This is a genomic window from Mycobacterium sp. IDUB_24 (genome assembly GCF_055419385.1).
In genome coordinates, this window is the sequence record NZ_JBVAXO010000001.1 from 1,417,159 (window position 1) to 1,434,614 (window position 17,456).

Consider the following 17,456-nt stretch of genomic DNA (forward strand, 5'->3'; position numbering starts at 1 on the left):
GTTTTCAGCCCTTGCACTTCTCGGAGCCGGTGACATCGCAGACGTGGCGCACGCCGCTGTAGTCCGAGTCCTCGACCGGGACGAATCCCCAGGCGCGCTCGTCGGTGATCCGGCAGGCGTCGCCCTGGCAGAAGCCGTCTGCCTCGAGGTTGGGCACGTTGACCTTGTCGGCGAAGAGAGTCTTGAGCTTGCCGATGGCCTCGCTGCCCAGGGAGTCATTGGCGGCGAACACCGACCCGGCGATCATCTCCGACTTCCACACCGTCTTGAGCTGGCCGGGTTTGAGATCGCCCTTGGCGATCATCGTCTTGTCGACCATGGTGTCGAACGCGAAGCCGGCGTCGCAGTCACCGTTGGCGATAGCCAGGGCCGAGGAGTCGTGGCCACCGGCGAAGATCGGGGACATCGCCTTTGACAAGTCGCCCTCGGAACCGGATTTGATCACTCCCGCCTCGATCAGCCCGGCGGTCGGATAGAGGAATCCCGACGTCGAACTGGGGTCCACGAAGCAGACCTTCTTGCCGGCAAAGTCCTTGAGGCCGTTGATGTTCGCCTCGTCCGCGCGGGTCAGACCATAGGACTGGTAGCCGGGCTTTGCACCCTGCTCCTGGATCACCGCGCCGACCGGAGTCGTCTTTGCCCCGTTGACACCGGCGACCACATAGGCGAAGGGGCCGAAGAAGGCCAGGTCGACGTTGTTGGCGATGATGCCCTCGACCACCCCGGCGTAGTCGGAGGCCTGTACGAACTCGACCTTGGCGCCGGTCTCCTTCTCCAGCAGCTTGATCAGCGGCTGGTAGCTGGCCTTGAGGTCGGTCGAGTTCTCAGCCGGAATCGCGGCCAGGGTGAGGGTTTCCGGGAAGCCCTGGGCGGTCTTGGCGTCGGAGTTGTCGGAACTGGAGCAGCCCGACAATAGGACCGCCGTACAGGCGGCTGCCACGGTCGCGATCCGGGCTGACGTACGAGAGGTACGGAACTTCATGGCGCGCGGGACCTTTCGGGGCGGGGACGTTTGACGGGCAGTGCGCTTGCGGGAGCGGAGAACTGCCCTGCCCCACACCCTGTGGGTTGGTCTATACCAACGGGTGCATCGAAGTTGGCGAGGAGGTTAACAACACGGCAAGTCTTGGTCTATACCAAAACTTGCTACGGTGAGCGGGTGGCGACAAGTGCCGAACCTCGGGTTCTCAAGCACCAGGTAGTGCGCGCGCAGCTGGAGCGATTGCTCGACGACCTGGAGGTCGGAGACTCGTTCCCGGCCGAGCGCGAGATCGCCGAGCGATTCGACGTCGCCCGCGAGACAGTCCGTCAGGCGTTGCGAGAGTTGTTGTTGGCCGGTCGCATCGAACGACGCGGCCGCACCACCGTCGTCGCGCGGCCCAAGATCCTGCAGCCTCTGTCCATGGGGTCCTACACCGAGGCCGCCAAGGAGCAGGGCCGCAGCGGTGGGCGCATCCTGGTCGGCTGGAGCGATCTGGTCGCCGAAGACATCCTGGCCGGGCAGCTTGCCATCGAAATCGGCGCACCCATCCTGCAATTGGAGCGGGTCCTGACTACCGATGGCATCCGGGTCGGGCTGGAGACCACCAAGCTGCCGGCCGCGCGATATCCGGGTCTGCGGGAAGCTTTCGACTACCGCAACTCGCTCTATGCCGAGATCCGCAGCCGTGGCGTTCATTTCGCGCGGACTGTCGACACCATCGATACCGCGCTGCCAGACTCGCGGGAATCCGCACTGCTCACTGTGGACAGTCGCACGCCGATGTTCCTGCTCAATCGAGTGTCCTACGACCAGGACGGGATCCCGATCGAGCAACGGCGCTCCCTGTATCGGGGTGACCGGATGACATTCACCGCGGTGATGACGGCGCCGTAGCGGGTCGCTGTGCGTTCAGCGGCGCTCGCGGTAGACGCGGGGCGAGACTCCGACGCGGCGCCGGAAGGCGGAGGAGAAGTGGCTCGGCCGCGAGAAGCCCACCATCGCACTGATTTCGGCGACGGTGCGCGAAGTGTGCCTGAGTAGGGACTTGGCCCGTTCGAACCGTAGATCGAGCAGGTATTGATACGGCGTGGTGTGAAACGCAGCGCGGAAAGCTGTGATGAACACGGCTACGGGCATGTTCGCATGGCGGGCAAGCGTTTCGAGGGTGATCGTCGAATCGATGCTGTCCTCGAGAAATTCGATGACCATGGAGCGGGTGGCCGCGTCCAGGGTGTCGGGCTTGCGCTCAATCGGGGGTGGCGGGTTCTCTGCACACGTCCTGGAGATCACCAGTCGCAGGGTTTCGCTCAGCGAGTCGGTGAGTAGTCGGGCGATAGCGTCGTCGCGGTCGGCGACGGCGTAGATGCGCTCCACCATCTGATGGATCAGCGGATTGCGGTGTTTGATGCGGGGAACCATCGCCGGTGCGTCAAGCAGGTGATCGGGGATGGCGATCTCGCAGGTGTCGACGGTATCGCCCTCGACCAGAGCCGCGCACTTGTCGCCGGCAGGCACCACCCAGATGTCGCCGACCTTGGGCAGTACCCGGCCCGAGGGACCCCAATCCAAGTCGGTCTCCATGGAGCGCACTTTCCCGGCGCGGTGCACGAACAGCAGGTGGCGATCCTCGTCGAGGCAACACCATTCGGCCGCGGAGTAGATCTGCTCGGTGGCGAACCTGACGTACATGCCACGCGCGGCGACCTGCGTCTCGCCCAACACGATGCGTTGTGTCTGAGGCCGATCGTCGTTCCCGGGTTTCTTCGTCATACGCGAACCTCCTGAATTATCAACGGCTGCGTAAACCTGGGCTGCACAGTATCGAGGACAGACGGCACTGCGGGTCATTTCGATTCAAAATGCGACCGCGAGACCGCGGCCAATCGCCCGTGCTCTGGGTGACTTCTCGACGATGCCGTCGTGTAACGACCCTTTCATGGAGTGGGCCCGCTCGCCGTGGGGCGCCACCTCGAAGGGATTGAATTCAAATGATGCATTGGGTCGCGCCAGTGCGCACCGGCGCAGTAATTGCTCAGCGGCGCCCGCGATAGTTGCGGGGCGACACTCCTACCCGATGCCGAAACGCGGTCGCGAAGTGGTTCGGCGTCGAGAACCCCACCATCGCACTGATTTCGGTGATGGAGGTCGTCGTGTTCAGGAGTAGGGACTTGGCGCGCTCGATCCGCCGGCCGAGCAAGAACTGGTATGGCGTCGTGTGGAACGCGGCCCGGAATGCCTTGATGAACACGCCCACCGGCATCTTCGCCCGCCGCGCAAGGGTTTCCAGACTGATCTCGGAATCCAAGCTGTCCTCGAGGAACTCGATGAGCATCGTGCGGGTTGCCGAATCCAGCGCGTCGGGCACGTGGCGGACCGGAGGCGGTGGGTTGACGGTGTAGGTGTCGGTGATCAGTAACCGCAGCGTTTCGCCGATCGAATCGCCGAGGAGTCGTGCGAGCGCGTCGTCGCGATCGGAGACTTCGAGGATGCGCTCCACCATCTGATGGATCAGCGGATCGCGGTGTTTGACCCGCGGCATCAGCGTCGTAGCGCCCAGCACATGGTTGGGGATGGCGATCTCGCAGTACTCCGCGGTGTCGCCCTCGACCAGGGACGCGCACTTGTCGCCGGCCGGCACCACCCAGATGTCGCCGACGCTGGGAAGGGCCCGCCCTGACGGGCCCCAGTCCAGGTCCGTCTCCATCGAGCGCAGTTGCCCGGCGCGGTGGACGTAGACCAGGTGCCGGGCGTTGTCGTAACAGCACCAATCGGTCGAGGCGTGGATCTGTTCGGTGGCGTATCGCAGCGTCAGGCCACGGGTCCCGACGGCGCGCTCGCCCAGCACGATCCGTCGGGTCTGAGGCCGTTCGCCGTTCCACGGCTTCAGTGCCACACGGAGACCTCCTCGCGATCTGCGGCTGCGTCAATCCGGATCGGAGCGTAGCGATAGGGAGGTGCACGGGATGGTGTTTCCGTTTTGAATACCGGCCGAGCGGCTCCGGTGTGGCGCCCAAAACCCTCTTAGGCTGCTCTTATTTTCGTGACCAATTTGTAACCAATGACCTGCGAAAACACGCCGCGGAGATGCTTGACACGTTTCTGAGGAAACTCGTAGATCGGGGGAGGGGTTGCTGCGTTACTCCGGAAGTGCCCGTATGGTGCCCGTGTGGGCCGACACGCATTAGCCAGCCCCCGCCAGCGCAAACTCCCGGCGGTAGCGGCTGCAATCCTTGCGCCGGTCGCTGCGTTCTTCGCCGCAGGCGGCGACGCCCACCCCTATCCCGTCAAGGAAGTCGCCCAGCCCGTCGCGGCTCCCGAAGCTGCCCCGTGCTGCATGGAGATCGTGGCCGCACCGGCCGCGGCCGCGTCGGCTCCCTCGGTACAGACCCTCTCGTTGAGCGCGGCGCAGGCGCAGCCCGGCACGGCCTCGCGTTGGCGCGTCATCAACATTCCCCAGCTGTTGCCCGTGGGCATCGCACCCGAGCGGGGCCTGCAGGTCAAGACGATCCTGGCCGCCCGCAGCGTCCACGCCGACTTCCCGCAGATCCACGAGATCGGCGGCGTCCGTCCCGACGCGCTGCGCTGGCACCCCAACGGCCTGGCACTCGACGTGATGATCCCCAACCCGAGCAGTTCTGAGGGCATCGCGCTCGGTAACCGGATCGTGGCATATGCCCTGAAGAACGCTGATCGGTTCGCGCTGCAGGATGCTATCTGGCGCGGCACCTATTACACGCCCGACGGAGGCGCGAAAGCCGGCGGCTACGGTCATTACGACCACGTTCACCTGACCACCAAGGGTGGCGGATACCCGACCGGCGGCGAGCTCTACCTGCGCTGAGCGTGGCGTGTCCCAAGACCAGGGAGCCCTGGGCCGCTTAGATTCGCGTGATGGCGCGAAGAATGTCGTTCCGCCGGGCGCGCTCCGTGATGAGCGCCGAGATCGCCTCGATCCGCCGCACCGATCCCGACCTTGATGCCGGCGACATCGCCGGATTCACCCTGCCGATCCTGGTGCGTGCCCTGGGTGTGGTGGCCATCGGGCTGGTGCCGCTGCTGGTGGTCCGCAACGGGGAGACCGCGAACGAGCAATTGGTTCCCGTCATCGGATCCCTCGCGCTGGTGATCATCTGTGCGGCCGTGGTGGCCTGGCTGCTCTCGATCGTCATCTCCGGGCTGGTGGTGATGATCCTGTACCGGACGCGGCCGTCGTCCTCGTCGCGTCTGGTGATGCGCATCCTGACCGATTCGTTCATGCGCGTCGACGACTCCACCTCGGCGCTGATGCTGCTGGCCCTATTGGCCGGCCTGCTGTCCCTGGCGTTCGGGCTGCCGACCCGCAGCGGTGACGAGCTGGCGAACTCGGTGCTCGACGATCTGCTGGCGGCGCAGATCGGTGTGCTATTGGTGGCGTTGGGTTTTGCGTTCATCGCCGAATCGATCCGATCGGCCGCCGACATCGTCGACGACCAGTCGCTCCTGCTGGCCTGGCCGTGGGCGCTGATCATCGCGTGCCTGAGTTGGGTGCTGTCCACCGTGGCGGGCCCGTTCGAGGCCACCCGGATGCTGACCATCCTGTTGCACGAATGGCTGCCGGCCGTCGTCGACGATCAACCCAGCTCTCAGGTGATCGCTGAACTGGTGCCGCCCTCGGCGCGGTGGTGGGTGGCGTTCGGCCCGTTGCCGATCATCGCTGCGATCTGGGCCTACGAGGCATACCGCCGCGGCGGGTTCCTCGCGATCCGCGAGTTCTTCGACGACGACGCGCCGGTGCCGGCGGAGGCTTCGCGCGACAGCAACGACGCCGCAGGTTAGCCTTCGCGGGACGGAGGGGGTGCACGTGGCCGACGTAGCATCGTCGCTGAATCTGGTGTGGCGCAGTCTCGGCATGCTTCGGGCTGTGCGGGGCGGGCTGGTACTGCTGCTGCCGATCGGGGTGGTCGCCTCGGCGTTGCCTTACGTCACGGTGGCCGCCTTCGGGCCGATGGTGCAGGTCATCTCCGAGGCCGGGAACAGCGGAAACCTCAGCAGCGTATGGGATCTGAGTGGCCCGCTGGTGGCCCGTCAGGACGGCCTGCTGAAATCGCTGGCCGGGCCGGTGCCGTTCGTGGTGCTTCTGGTGGTCTGGGCCGGCTCGCTGATCCTGACTCAGCTCATGTACTTCGTCAACGCCTGGATCGGGGCGAAGGTCGAACGGGTCCTGTTGGTCGATATCCGCCAGCGCGTCCACGACCACCTGCAGTCGCTGTCCCTCGACTTCTTCCTCACCTCGCGCAGTGGCGAGTTGATGCACCGGGTGATGACGGAATCTGCTGGTGTGCAACGGCTCTTGACCGACTGCCTGCTGCCGCCGCTGATCGACATCGTCGTCTTGGTGGTGGTGATCAGCTACCTGTTGGCCATCTCGTGGCAGATGACGGTGGCCGCGTTGGTGCTCACGCCGCTGGCTCTGATCACCCTCAGATTCGTCGGCCGCCATGTGCAGGCGGTGATGAGGCGCGTGATGAATGCGGAACGAGCGATGGCCACCGAGGTGGAGCAGACGATCAGCGGGATCGCCGAAATCCAGATGTTCAACGCGCAACCGGTCCGCAGCAAGCGATTTCACGAGGTGTCCGAGGAAGCCGCGAAGGGATCGGCGGCCTCAGTTGTCTGGATGCAGGCCACCGTCAACGGATCGCAGATCTTTGTGGCCCTCAGCACGGTCATCGTTCTGTTAGTCGGGGTCGGGTTCAGTGGACACTTCGGACTGACATTCGCGGGTCTTTTGGTCTTCGCAGGTGTGGTTCCGGTGATGTTCAGCGCGGCTCAACGGGTTCTAGGGGCGTACACCACATACCAGTCCCTGGCGCCGAACGTGAATTCGACCTACGAGCTGCTGGACACTGCGCCTTCCGTGCGCGAGGCCGAGGATGCCGTAGCGCTGGGCGAGGTGCACGGCAACCTGGCTTTCGAGAACGTGACTTTCGGCTACACCCCCGGCCGGAACATCGTCGAAGGGCTGTCGTTCTCGGTCGCCGAGGGGGAGACAGTCGGACTGGTCGGTGGTATCGGCTCGGGCAAGTCGACGGTGTTCAACCTGATGCTGCGATTCCGGGACCCGCAGAACGGGCGGATCCTGTTGGACGGGAACGATATTTCGACCGTCACTATAGAGTCACTGCGCGATCAGGTGTCCAAACTCGCCCAGTTCCCCTTCTTCACCAAGGACACGATCCGGGAGAACATCCGGTTGGCCCGGCCGCCCGCCACAGATGCGGACATCGAGGAAGCCTGCGCCGAGGCACACATCCACTCGGTCATCACGACCAAGATGCACGATGGCTACGACACGGTGGTGGACGTCCAGATACCCTCCGGCGGGCAGAAACGCCTGATCGCGCTGGCGCGCTGCCTGTTGCGCCGACCCGAGGTGCTGCTGCTCGACGAGCCGACCGAGAATCTCGACGCCGACGAGCGAGCCCGGATGATCGGGGTGATCCGTGGCTACGCCGAGGACCGCACGTGCGTGGTGGTCAGCCATGATCTCGATTTCATTGCCGCGGTGGCCGACCGGATCCTGGTGCTCGAGGACGGGCGCATTTCGCAGAGCGGTGATCATCAGACCCTGATGACGCAGGACGGCCTATATAGGCGACTGCACGAGGTGCAGAACGGGAGCTGATGGTCGCCGCGGCTACAGGTAGAAGTGGTCGGCGTACACCAACCGCTCGACGGGCGTGAGACCTGGCGTGCCGGCGGTTTCGTCGGCCGAGAGGATTTCGTACTCCTCGATCTGCACGCGCAGGTCGTCGGCCGTGCCCGGGGTCTGCAACTGTTCGGGTGGCTCCAACGCCAATTCCGCTGTCCACGTTGCCTTGTACGTGGTTGCGTCGACGCCGTCCAGCGCACACGGCACCTCGTTGCCGCTCTTCCACTCCAGGTCCGATCCTGAGGTCTTGCTACGGACCTGCAGTGTCGCGACCACCCGATGCGACGTGGTCAACCGCTCGGTGAGGGTGGCCGGCTGGTTGGGCAGCGTGATGCCCGGTGCGTTGGTCACCGAAGTGGTGCCGGTGACACTGATGCGGACATGATCGGCGTCGGGACGGCTGAGGGTACCGATGCGTTCCGGCGGCAACTGGACGAAATCGGTGGCCACTACTTGGGAGAACTCCATCCCGGCAATCGAATTCGGCTGATAGCGCGCGACGGCGAGTCGCAGGAAGGGCCAGTTGACCCCGGCTGATTCGAAGACCGCGTCGACGTACCAGCGCTTACGGTCCTTGTCGAAATCTGGGGTGTAGGCGTAGGCGTTCATCACCTTGTCGCCTGCGGTCGGACTGCCGGGTTTGACCACGTGCAGCTCGGGCCGACCCGGGAGGCTCTCCGGTTCGAGGTTCAACTGCACCGCCCGTTGCTGCCACGCCGTGAGCACCGGCACCTCGTAGGAATCGGGAATCTTGGCCCCGGCCAGGATCGGGTCGCGAGCCCACAGGCTGACGCTGTCGGTCTTGTCTTTCGCCAACGCTGGATCACCGGTGGCGATGATCGCCAGCATCTCGCCATCCCCACTGGAGAACCACGGCCGGTCCAGCCAGATCCGGACCCCACTGCGACGGCTGCGCCGGATCGCGAACGGGTGTTCGGGTTCAGTTGTCTGTTCCCACAGGAACATCGGAATCACATCATGGACCACCGGCGGCGCGGGAACAGCCGAGTTCGGGATGCTGACCTCGACTTTGTTGCCCATCGACTCAGCGTCGTCGACGGCCGGCAGTTCATCGGGGACGAAGAACTCCCGATACCGCGACGATCCGTACAACTGGTAGGTCACCGTGCGTGCCTTGGTATCCGGCAGCGTGTGAACGGCACGCCTGACCGGCACCTCGGCGTCGCGGGAGCCGACGTGTTTCGCGCCCGGGTCGAGGGTGAGCAGCGAGAAGCGTTCATTCTCCTCGATCCGATGACTGACGACGACTTCCCGCGTGGTGCGGGACGTCCACTCGGGTGCATTCGGATCATCGACGCGCTCAGTCCATTCCGCGCGCAACTCGACCTTGTCGGTACTCGCCCCGTGGACGTCGAGCACGCCGTCCAGATTGGCTGCGACGACGTTGGCCGAGCGAGGTTCGGCGATGAGCCTGGAAATCTTCGGCCGTATCGCCGGCCGCGCCGTGGCGTGGACCAGGCGCAGGTCTTCATCCGGGGTGAGCCACCACAACCAACCGTCGCGGGCCGCCGCGGCCAGCACCTCACGGTCGGCCTCCGGCACATTGGGATTGTTGATCGGGCTGGTCACCCACAGGCCCATCTTGTTCAGATGGGCGTCATCGAGTGTGGAGGACACCTTGACCGCGACCTGCTCACCGGGTGGCAGCCCGACGTGGATGACGCTGCCGACCTGCTCGGCGTCCAACCGCGGGGCGTTGTGTAGCACCAGGCGCAGCGGCTGCAGCAGCGGCCATTCTCCGGCGTACCTGAGCGTGACCGACTGCAGCACACGAGGGTTGGTGAACTTGTGATCGGCCCCGGCCTCGTAGAACACCAGCGCCACGCCGTCGGCCATGGGATCCGGCAGATACGGGATCAACAGGTTGTCGACGTCGTGCACGATGTACTGTCCCGCCGCGGGCTGCACCTCGGGGTCCTGGATCTCTTCCAACGTCCGGGGTTTGGTGACATTGGGCATCGAAAGCAGCTTGATGCCGGGCTGAACGATGGTGCCCTTCGGATTGTCGAGGTCCTGGACCTCCTTGTAGAACAGGCTGCCGCGCTCCTTGAGGGCGATCGCATAAGCCCGCGCTACCTTGTGTTCCCGCATCAGCTCATCGAGACGGCCGTCCTGCTCGGCTTCGAGTTCGCTGCCCTTCGGTGGCACGATGTGGCGTTCGGTCGCGCCCGGTGTTCCCGTCAATCCGGTGCGGATCACCATGCGCTGTAGGGACTCACCGGTCACGTACGCCGCGCGAGGTACGAGGGTGGGCGCGGTGATCGGATCCCAGCGCAGGAACGGTTTGGGCACCGTGATGGTCGCGGCGTCAGCATCGGCGATCAACCGGGCCAGGTCCTCGGGCGGGGTGTCCAGCTCCGGGCGGGTCCGCACCGACGACGCGGTGCTGATCACCGAGGCCATCGCACGTTCGGCCTCGGCGCGCACCCCGTTGCCGGTGCCCAACGTCGGAGCCTGCAGCTTGCCCCGCGTCCGCAGGTCTGCTGTCACACTCGCGTTGTCGCGGGACGTTGTCTTTGCGCGGATACCGTCCAGATATGCCGTCGCAGACTGGATCTGGGCTTCTGATACCTCGGGCGGCAGGTCCGTGCTCATCGGCACGCTGTTGCCGGCCAGGTCCACCCCGGCGATCCGGAACGAGTACCTGCAGCCGTACCGCAGTGCCGGCAGCGAACCGTGCTTGGCGGTCGACCGCACCCCGAGCCCCGGATTCGTGGTGGCTTCCTGCTTGTCGGTGATTCGTTCCTTACCGGCGTCCGGGGCGTCGGACGGGTTGTGAATGATCAGCTTTCCCGGACGGGGCGCCGAAAGGCTCCAACCATCCCAACCGGCCAGCACTTCGTGCACATAGAAGGGGTTGTTGGTCGGATCGCCCGGTACCTGGCTCATCGGCGGGTTCTGCAGATGCCCGGCGTCGTCGTTGGCTTTGAAGATCTCGTCTTTGCCGAACGATGCGACCACCGACCGCTCATGCAGACTGTGCCAGCTGTTGGTGAGGTCGTCCCACACCTCGAGCCGGGTGCCGCGCAGCAGGTGCTCGAATTTGAGGTCGGGACCCGGCTGGGCGCCGCCCTGATCGACGGCGGGTTCACCCTTCGGGCTGGTGTCGAGTTGATCCTTGAGCCGGTCCGGGCGATCGATCTCGGCGACGGCGAATCCTGTGGCGCGCACACTCGGCGGCGCGAAAGATCCGCCGTCGCCGTTGACTTCGATCGCCAGGGCCCGCAGCACGCTCCGCAGCATCTGCTCCACGGACATGCCGCCCGCGTCGGGATCCAGCTCCAGTACCCGGTAGCGGTCCTCGTCACCCAGGCGCAGCCTCCCGCCGGTCCAACGGTCGGGTTCCCTGGCCTGTGCCAGCAATTGTGTGCCCGAGGTGGTGCACAGCGTGACCGGGGAGACGTACTTCTCGGTCTGCGCGATCGTGACGTCGCACCAGATCCGGTTAGCGGTGGCCAGTTTCGCCAGATCGTCCTTGTGGACCTTCACGTCGACCACCAGGCCGAGTGCTCGGGCCAAGGTCTTCACACTGCCGGCTGCAGCCGCCCGCTCATGAAAATCCGGATCGGGATGTGGTGTGCGGGGAGGAGCTTCGTCCGCCAGGTTGTCGGTGTCGTGTGGCTGCTCTTCGGGACGGTGGTAGTAGCCGACGGCGGCGTGCACATCGCGCAGCATCTTCTTGACAGGCGTATTGGCGGTGCTGTCATCAAGCTGCGCAATGTAATTGCTGACATGATTGTCGACATTCTCTGCTGAGAGCAGGAGGTCGATCGGGGACTTGGGAAGGACGATCGAAGCCTCTTGTCCTCCCTCTTCCTGAATGCCGAGGTGCGGTCCGCCGCCCCCGCCGCCGCCGGCGGGTGGCCCGGCATCGGGCGCAGGCTTGGTCGGCGTCAGGGCTCCCTGCACGGTTCGGGTCCGCGCTGCCTCCAAGTTGTCGAGGTCGCGGTCGCGGCGCGCGCGGTAGTTCAGCAGCCCGGCGATCAATTCCCGGAGTCCCTCGATGTCACCGAGTGTGGTGAACAGCTCCGCTGCCAGCGGGGCCGTGGTGACCGCCGGACGGCTGACCGGGGAGGCGCATGCCGACGCGTTGTGGGCGTCGAAGGCGTGATCGGGCGTGCGGTGGGCCGGGTAGCTCTTCCAGTCATTCTGAGTAACATCGGGATTCGGAAAGTCGGCAACCGTGGTGGTGTCCGCGGGAAACGCCTTCAGCCACACACTTTCATCTGTCACTCCGAGTAGCGGTGTGCACCGAACCGGGTCCAGGGCATCGGTGTGCAGAGTGAACGTGGCCGCCTTGAGCGACTTCACCCAGTTGACCACCGCCGGATAATCGGACAGCTTTGCGCTGCCGGTAAGCCGATGCGAGAACAACAGGGACACATGGAAGGTGCCGTCCGGGTCGACCGAGTACGGCAGCACCGTGGTCATCACGCGGGTGGTGGTCGCCATGGTCTACGCTCCGATCGCGAACGAGGTGTAGTAGTTCTTCCACATGTCCTGTCCGCCCTCATCGGGCGGCATGATGTCTTTGAGGGACGGATCACCGTCGCGAGTCGCGATCTTGCGTTCGCAGGTGATCTCCACCGACGCGGAGAAGAACGCCACCTCGATCTCGACGACCAAGCTGGCCCGCCCGGTCAACTTGCCGGTCTTGGTGTCGTACGTCATGGACAGCTCGAGCGTGATGGATGCCGAGGCGATGCCCAGTACCTCCACCTCGCCTCGAATCCGGAAGTACGCGGTTAGCTTCCCTTCGTCATCTTCCAGACGCAGGTAGACACCGACCATCACCGACACCGATCCCGAGGCGACGCCCAGGTCGACGCTCAGCGAGGCCCCGGCCTCCAAGCCCATCTCCAGCAGCACCAGACCCTTTGGGGCCAACCGGAGTCCGACCCAGCCACCGCCACCGATCGCCAGCACGGTGAGCCGGAACGGCGCCTCCTTGGTGCAGAAGAAGAAGCCGACGGTGACGGCCTCGCCGAGGAACGGCACCCGGCAATCGGCGCCCAGGCGGATGTTCTCCAGGCTGAACACACCGATCGCCAGGCTCGGCAGCGCCAGGTCGAATCCGGCCCGGGCGGCTTCGGGGGTGACGTCGACATAGGGCGGATCGGAGAACCCGTCGAACGGGATGACCTGACGCAGCTTCTCGATGAAGGACAACACACCACCGAAGACCATGTTGCTGAAGAGGACGTCGACCTCCGGCTTGCCGCCGGTCGATATCCGGAATCCCAGCCGGGCGAATCTCATCGTGATCAGGGGATCTGTGGCAGGGAGCAGTCTCAGTTCGAAATCGCGAAGCTGTGCACTGATATCCGATTGCGGCTTGCCGTCTTTGGGGGTGCGCACCTCCACCGAGATCGCCAGGCCGTCCGGAGCGTTGGGGTGGAAGATGTGCTTGACGTCGGCGCCGGCCGGCCAGCCTTTGATTGTGGGGAACCAGTCGTAGCGGACGACGTTGCCCGCGCTGGGTGCGCGGAGAGCGGCCAGCAGGTCTGTGCTCTTCTTCGCAGTGGCGAGCACCGATTCCAGTGACTGCAGCGACCGTTGGACCATCGAACGGAGGAAGGCAGCGAAATCCGGACTGCTCGCCAGCTGTTTGGTCTTGCCGAGCGTGCCGAGGATCGCGTTGGCCTCCGCGGCGGCCGTGCCGATGTCCAGTTGGGCTAGAGCCTGCACCAGCTGATCCGGCCCGTGTCCGCTCAGCGCCTGAAGTGCGTCGTTGGCCTGCGTCAGCAAGGCCTGGGACCGTTGCTTGAGGGCATCCGGGGTGCCCGGATTACCGACGTCGGACTGGAGGGTCGTGACGGATTTCTCCAGTGCGAGTTTCAGGTTCGTGTATTCAGCGGGCACCGAGGCGACGAAGCCCAGCTGGTTGGCGATGAGCTTGGGTGCCTGCGTCAGCGGAGTATCGAGTTCCAGGATGTCCGCCAGACTGAGCAAGCCGAACAGTTTCGGCCCTGCGCTGCCGAGGAACCGTGTCGGGTCGAACTTGCCGTCGTCGATGCCTCCCGCTGCGCCCCCGCCGGCGTCGCCGACCGCGCCGTGCTTGCGCGACAGCGCGGTGATGGCGGTGCTGGGTTCGATGAACCCGCCGCCCTTGTCGCTGCCGCCGGAGAAGTCCAGCTTGGTGGTGTCCGCGGGATCGAGCGTCAGGAAAATCTCTGATTGGTTGGCCGAGAAGCCGCCGGCGATGTACTTGTCGCGATACGTCACGCCGGTCGGTTTACGACCGCCGTTGAGGGCGGTGAGCGCCGGAATCTCGATGTGAGCCTTGAGCATCGAAGGTGTACTTGTTTCCGGACCCGCGACGCCCGTGAACTCGATGTATTGCACCCGCGAGGTGGTGTCACCCCGGTTGGCCTCCGGAGCAAACGCGACTTCCGCCCCGCCCACGTCGATCGGATGGACCAACTCGGGCTGCTGCGTCGCCTTGACGACGTTGTTCTGCCACTCGGCGAGCGTCGCCTTCCAGGCATTGCCACCCGTGGGAACCGCGACCAGCGCCGTCATCATCGTGGCCAGACGGCCGGCATGGTCAACGCCGGTGATCTTCCAGCCGAACGGTTTTCCGCCGACCTTGGGCACAAAGGGTACGTCGCCCGGCTGATCGGGCAAGACGTCCAGATCAGGTGAGACCACAGGATCGATCGCCACCGACACGAACGGGAGGTCGGTCGGCCCCCGTTCGGCCCCATAGCGGCGGGTGTGTTCGCGGAGCACGATGAAGTTGCGGGTGTACAGATACGCGGCGGGATCGTTCTCCAACTTGATCTTTCGCTCAGTTATCTTCACCAGCGTGCCGAGGTGACCGAACGGGAACAGATAGACGGGTGTCTCGACACGCACGTACTGGTCGCGCCCCAACCTGGCCTGATGACGGTAGGCGCTGCGCCGGGGCTGGGGGTAAAGCTCGGCCTTCCAGTTCGCACGCCAATCGATCCAGGCACCGAGCGCACTGAGATACAGGCGGTCCACAGTCAGCGGCTCGGGCTCTGTGATCCTCGGGTCGGCGCTCTGTCTGACGAAAACCGTACGGTCTTCGGCCGACAGTGATCCGGTGAACCCGGTATCAGGCGGCGCGGGCTCCTGCAGTCCCCTGTCACGGGCCCACACCGGCCGGACGGTCCGATGGTCGGTATCGTTCTCGTCGATTCCTACGAACGCGCCGTCCTTCAGAACCCGCACGCCCAAGCGGGTGTGCCAGAGCTCGACTCGCGACGCGTCATTGTTGGCCGTGTGCGCTTCCGCGGAATGCGTGAACCCGCCGTACTTCTGGTTCGGCGACACTACAAGTCGGTACGGTGCTTCGATCGCCGTCTGGTCCGGTTTAGGCTCCTCTGGTACTCCCTTGGCAGAGTCGGGTCGCGGATCCCCGGCAGTCACGCGTGGTATCGCAAGAGGCGCGACACGGAGTCCGAGTGTGGTGAGCGCAGCCAATACGCCAGATGCAGTGAAGTCGATGCGGGTGGTCGGAGGTAGTTCGAACACCACTCGCGACGGGTTGGCTGCCCGCGCTGCTGCAATGCCCGACGCATTGCCGGGCGGCTCCGGATAGCTCTGCTCGAAGATGTGCTGTACCCCGAAGTGCACGATCATGTGTGCGCCGTCGTCGACCGCGACGATCTGCGACCGCGGCGGTGGCGGCGGGGTCAGCCGGGGGATGGTCAGCCGCTGCCCGACAACGATCAGGTTCGGGTTGGCCAGGTGGTTGGCGTTGGCGATCAGGTGGTACTTGAACGGATCGTGGTAGAAGTGTTTGGCTATGTCCCACAACGTGTCTCCGGCCTGCACCACATGGGTGTCGGCCACCGGCGTCGGCGTCGGGACAATCCCCGAACTGGAACTCAGCCGACAGCCGACGACGTCGATCTCCAGGTGCACCAGGTCGTCCGGGCGCAGGATGCGGAACGAGAACGGGCCGCTGGCTTCGTCGCGGATGGCGAGCTGCACGGAACCGTCGTCGGAGATCCACCACACCTCGGTCGTGGTTTCGGTTCGTGACATCGCCGCCAGACCACCGGTTTTCGAGGCCGTACCGGGCCCTGAGACCGGGTCGTCGTAGCGACGCCAGCCCACACCCTCGTTCCAGGTCGCCCCCTGCACCGAGCCGTCGGTACCGATCCACCACACATCGATGCTGGCGTCGGAACGGGCTACGGCGGCCAGACCGCCGGTCTTCGACGCGCTGCCGGCAGGTGCCAGCGCGTCGGGGTAGCGGGCCCAGTCGTCACCCTCATTCCAGAAGGCGCCCTCGACACCGCCGTCCGGGGTGATCCAGACGACGTCCATACTCTTGGGCCTGCGGGACACCCCCGCGATGCTGTGTGTCTGAGAGGCACTGCCATTGGGCGCGACCGTGTAGGTCTGCCACGGCTTGGTGTCAGTGGCGTAGTAGTAGCCGCCCTCCACCGAGCCCTGCGGGCCCACCCACCAGATCTCCATCGCCGTGTCGATCCGTGAGACCGCGGCGATGCCGCTGGTCGGGGAGGCCTGGCCGAGCGGCGCGAGTTCGTACCGCTGCCACGCATCGTGATGCTGGCCCTTGTACCAGAAAGCGCCCTGCACCGACCCGTTCAAGCCGACCCACCAGATCTCCATGCTGGTGTCGATGCGTGACAAGGAGGCCACGCCGCTCGTGGGGGCTGCGGCCGTCGGGAGCGCCACCGGGTCGTGATACGCGCGCCAACCCTTGCTGTCGTCGTACCAGAACGCACCGCGCACCGAGGTTTCCGCGCCGATCCACCACGCCTCCATGCTGGTGTTGATCCGCGAGGCGGCGGTCAGGCCGCCGGCCGGCGTCGACCCGACCGGCCCGGGCACGACGTATGGGCCTTTCCAGCCTTGGCCATCGTCGTACCAGAAGCCGCCGTGCACAACGTTATCCGGCCCGGTCCACCAGACTTCCAGGTTGTCGCGGAATCGGGATACTGCGGTGATATCGCTGTCCGGTGAGGCGGACCCCGGTCCAGCCACCTGTTGCCGGTCCCAGCCGACTGATGTCCCCATGCACAGAGCGTCACATCGCGGTGGCCGGATTACATGAGTAGCGGACTACTCGATTCTTGGCCGGCTACTCGGGCTCGGGCTCGGGTTCCGCGTCGGGCACGTCGCGTCGTCGCGAGAACATCAGCACGATGTCACGGATCGGCGCCTCGCGCCGCCCACCCCACTCCGGGCCGACGGCGTAGTCGGCATCGGTGGCGACGAACCGGTAGCCCGGCAGGTCCCGCTGCGGGGCGAACGGAAACTTCATGTGCCACAAGCGGTCCGCGACGGCGACGGCGGCAGCAGTAGGCATCGGCCGGTCGATCCCGAGCGGGATGCAGATGTCCTGTGTATGGATCAGGATATCCAGCAGCGGATCGACCTCTTTGGTCAGCGGCGGGCGTTTACGCGACCCCGCCATCGCGCGCAGCCGCGCCGTGACGGCGGCCGGGTCGGACGGGTCCTCCAGCGCCGCCCGGCGGACCATGGCGTCGAACCGGAAGCCTGACTTGAGCGCTGCCGGCAACATCTCGCCGACGCTCGCGTGGGACTGCGTGATGTGGATGGCGACCTCGCGCACCGTCCAGCCCGCGCACAGTGACGGCGTGGCCCATTGTTGGGGTCGGAGGGTGTCGAGGAGATCAGCGAGCTGTCCGCGCTGTTCATCGACATTGCGCCAGATGGTGTCGGAGTCCACGGCTGTTCCAATCGTCAGGGTTCTCTGATCAAACTAGTCGCGAGGGGCGCTGTGACGAACGTGCAGGC

The 17,456-nt window shown here is 65.3% G+C and carries 10 protein-coding genes; 4 read left to right on the top strand and 6 right to left on the bottom strand.

Features of this window, described 5'->3' with window-relative positions:
* Positions 1–4 precede the first annotated feature (4 nt).
* A complete protein-coding gene (locus ACZYZF_RS06880; protein WP_463834986.1) occupies positions 5–982 on the bottom strand; it encodes a phosphate/phosphite/phosphonate ABC transporter substrate-binding protein in 978 nt (325 codons plus the stop codon).
* 177 nt (positions 983–1,159) lie between these two features.
* Between ACZYZF_RS06880 and ACZYZF_RS06885 the strand changes: the two genes are divergently transcribed.
* Positions 1,160–1,876 carry a GntR family transcriptional regulator gene (locus ACZYZF_RS06885; RefSeq protein WP_463834988.1) on the top strand — a complete coding sequence of 239 codons (717 nt, stop codon included), beginning with the start codon at positions 1,160–1,162 and terminating at the stop codon, positions 1,874–1,876.
* Positions 1,877–1,891: 15 nt separating this feature from the next.
* Here ACZYZF_RS06885 and ACZYZF_RS06890 read toward each other — a convergent pair whose 3' ends face one another.
* Both ACZYZF_RS06890 and ACZYZF_RS06895 read right to left on the bottom strand, forming a co-directional pair.
* Positions 1,892–2,752 carry a helix-turn-helix transcriptional regulator gene (locus tag ACZYZF_RS06890; protein ID WP_463834990.1) on the bottom strand — a complete coding sequence of 287 codons (861 nt, stop codon included), beginning with the start codon at positions 2,750–2,752 and terminating at the stop codon, positions 1,892–1,894.
* A gap of 262 nt (positions 2,753–3,014) precedes the next feature.
* Complete coding sequence (locus ACZYZF_RS06895) at positions 3,015–3,875, bottom strand: helix-turn-helix transcriptional regulator (protein ID WP_463834992.1); 861 nt, start codon at positions 3,873–3,875, stop codon at positions 3,015–3,017.
* A gap of 273 nt (positions 3,876–4,148) precedes the next feature.
* On the opposite strand from ACZYZF_RS06895, the gene ACZYZF_RS06900 reads away from it, so the two are divergent.
* From ACZYZF_RS06900 to ACZYZF_RS06910, 3 genes are read left to right on the top strand one after another with little or no spacing between them, the layout of a single operon-like run.
* Entirely contained in the window at positions 4,149–4,823 is a 675-nt protein-coding gene (locus ACZYZF_RS06900; protein ID WP_463834994.1) for a hypothetical protein, read from the top strand.
* Positions 4,824–4,873: 50 nt separating this feature from the next.
* Positions 4,874–5,797, top strand: a complete 924-nt coding sequence (locus tag ACZYZF_RS06905) for a hypothetical protein (protein ID WP_463834996.1) — start codon at positions 4,874–4,876, stop codon at positions 5,795–5,797.
* Between the two features lie 25 nt (positions 5,798–5,822).
* Entirely contained in the window at positions 5,823–7,646 is a 1,824-nt protein-coding gene (locus ACZYZF_RS06910) for an ABC transporter ATP-binding protein (protein WP_463834997.1), read from the top strand.
* A gap of 12 nt (positions 7,647–7,658) precedes the next feature.
* Here ACZYZF_RS06910 and ACZYZF_RS06915 read toward each other — a convergent pair whose 3' ends face one another.
* The 3 genes from ACZYZF_RS06915 to ACZYZF_RS06925 all read right to left on the bottom strand — a co-directional run bounded on the left by ACZYZF_RS06915 (position 7,659) and on the right by ACZYZF_RS06925 (position 17,388).
* Positions 7,659–12,146 carry a hypothetical protein gene (locus ACZYZF_RS06915; RefSeq protein ID WP_463834998.1) on the bottom strand — a complete coding sequence of 1,496 codons (4,488 nt, stop codon included), beginning with the start codon at positions 12,144–12,146 and terminating at the stop codon, positions 7,659–7,661.
* A gap of 3 nt (positions 12,147–12,149) precedes the next feature.
* A complete protein-coding gene (locus ACZYZF_RS06920; RefSeq protein WP_463835000.1) occupies positions 12,150–16,712 on the bottom strand; it encodes a LysM peptidoglycan-binding domain-containing protein in 4,563 nt (1,520 codons plus the stop codon).
* A gap of 64 nt (positions 16,713–16,776) precedes the next feature.
* Positions 16,777–17,388, bottom strand: coding sequence for a maleylpyruvate isomerase family mycothiol-dependent enzyme (locus ACZYZF_RS06925; protein WP_463742919.1), 612 nt, complete (start codon positions 17,386–17,388; stop codon positions 16,777–16,779).
* Positions 17,389–17,456 lie beyond the last annotated feature (68 nt).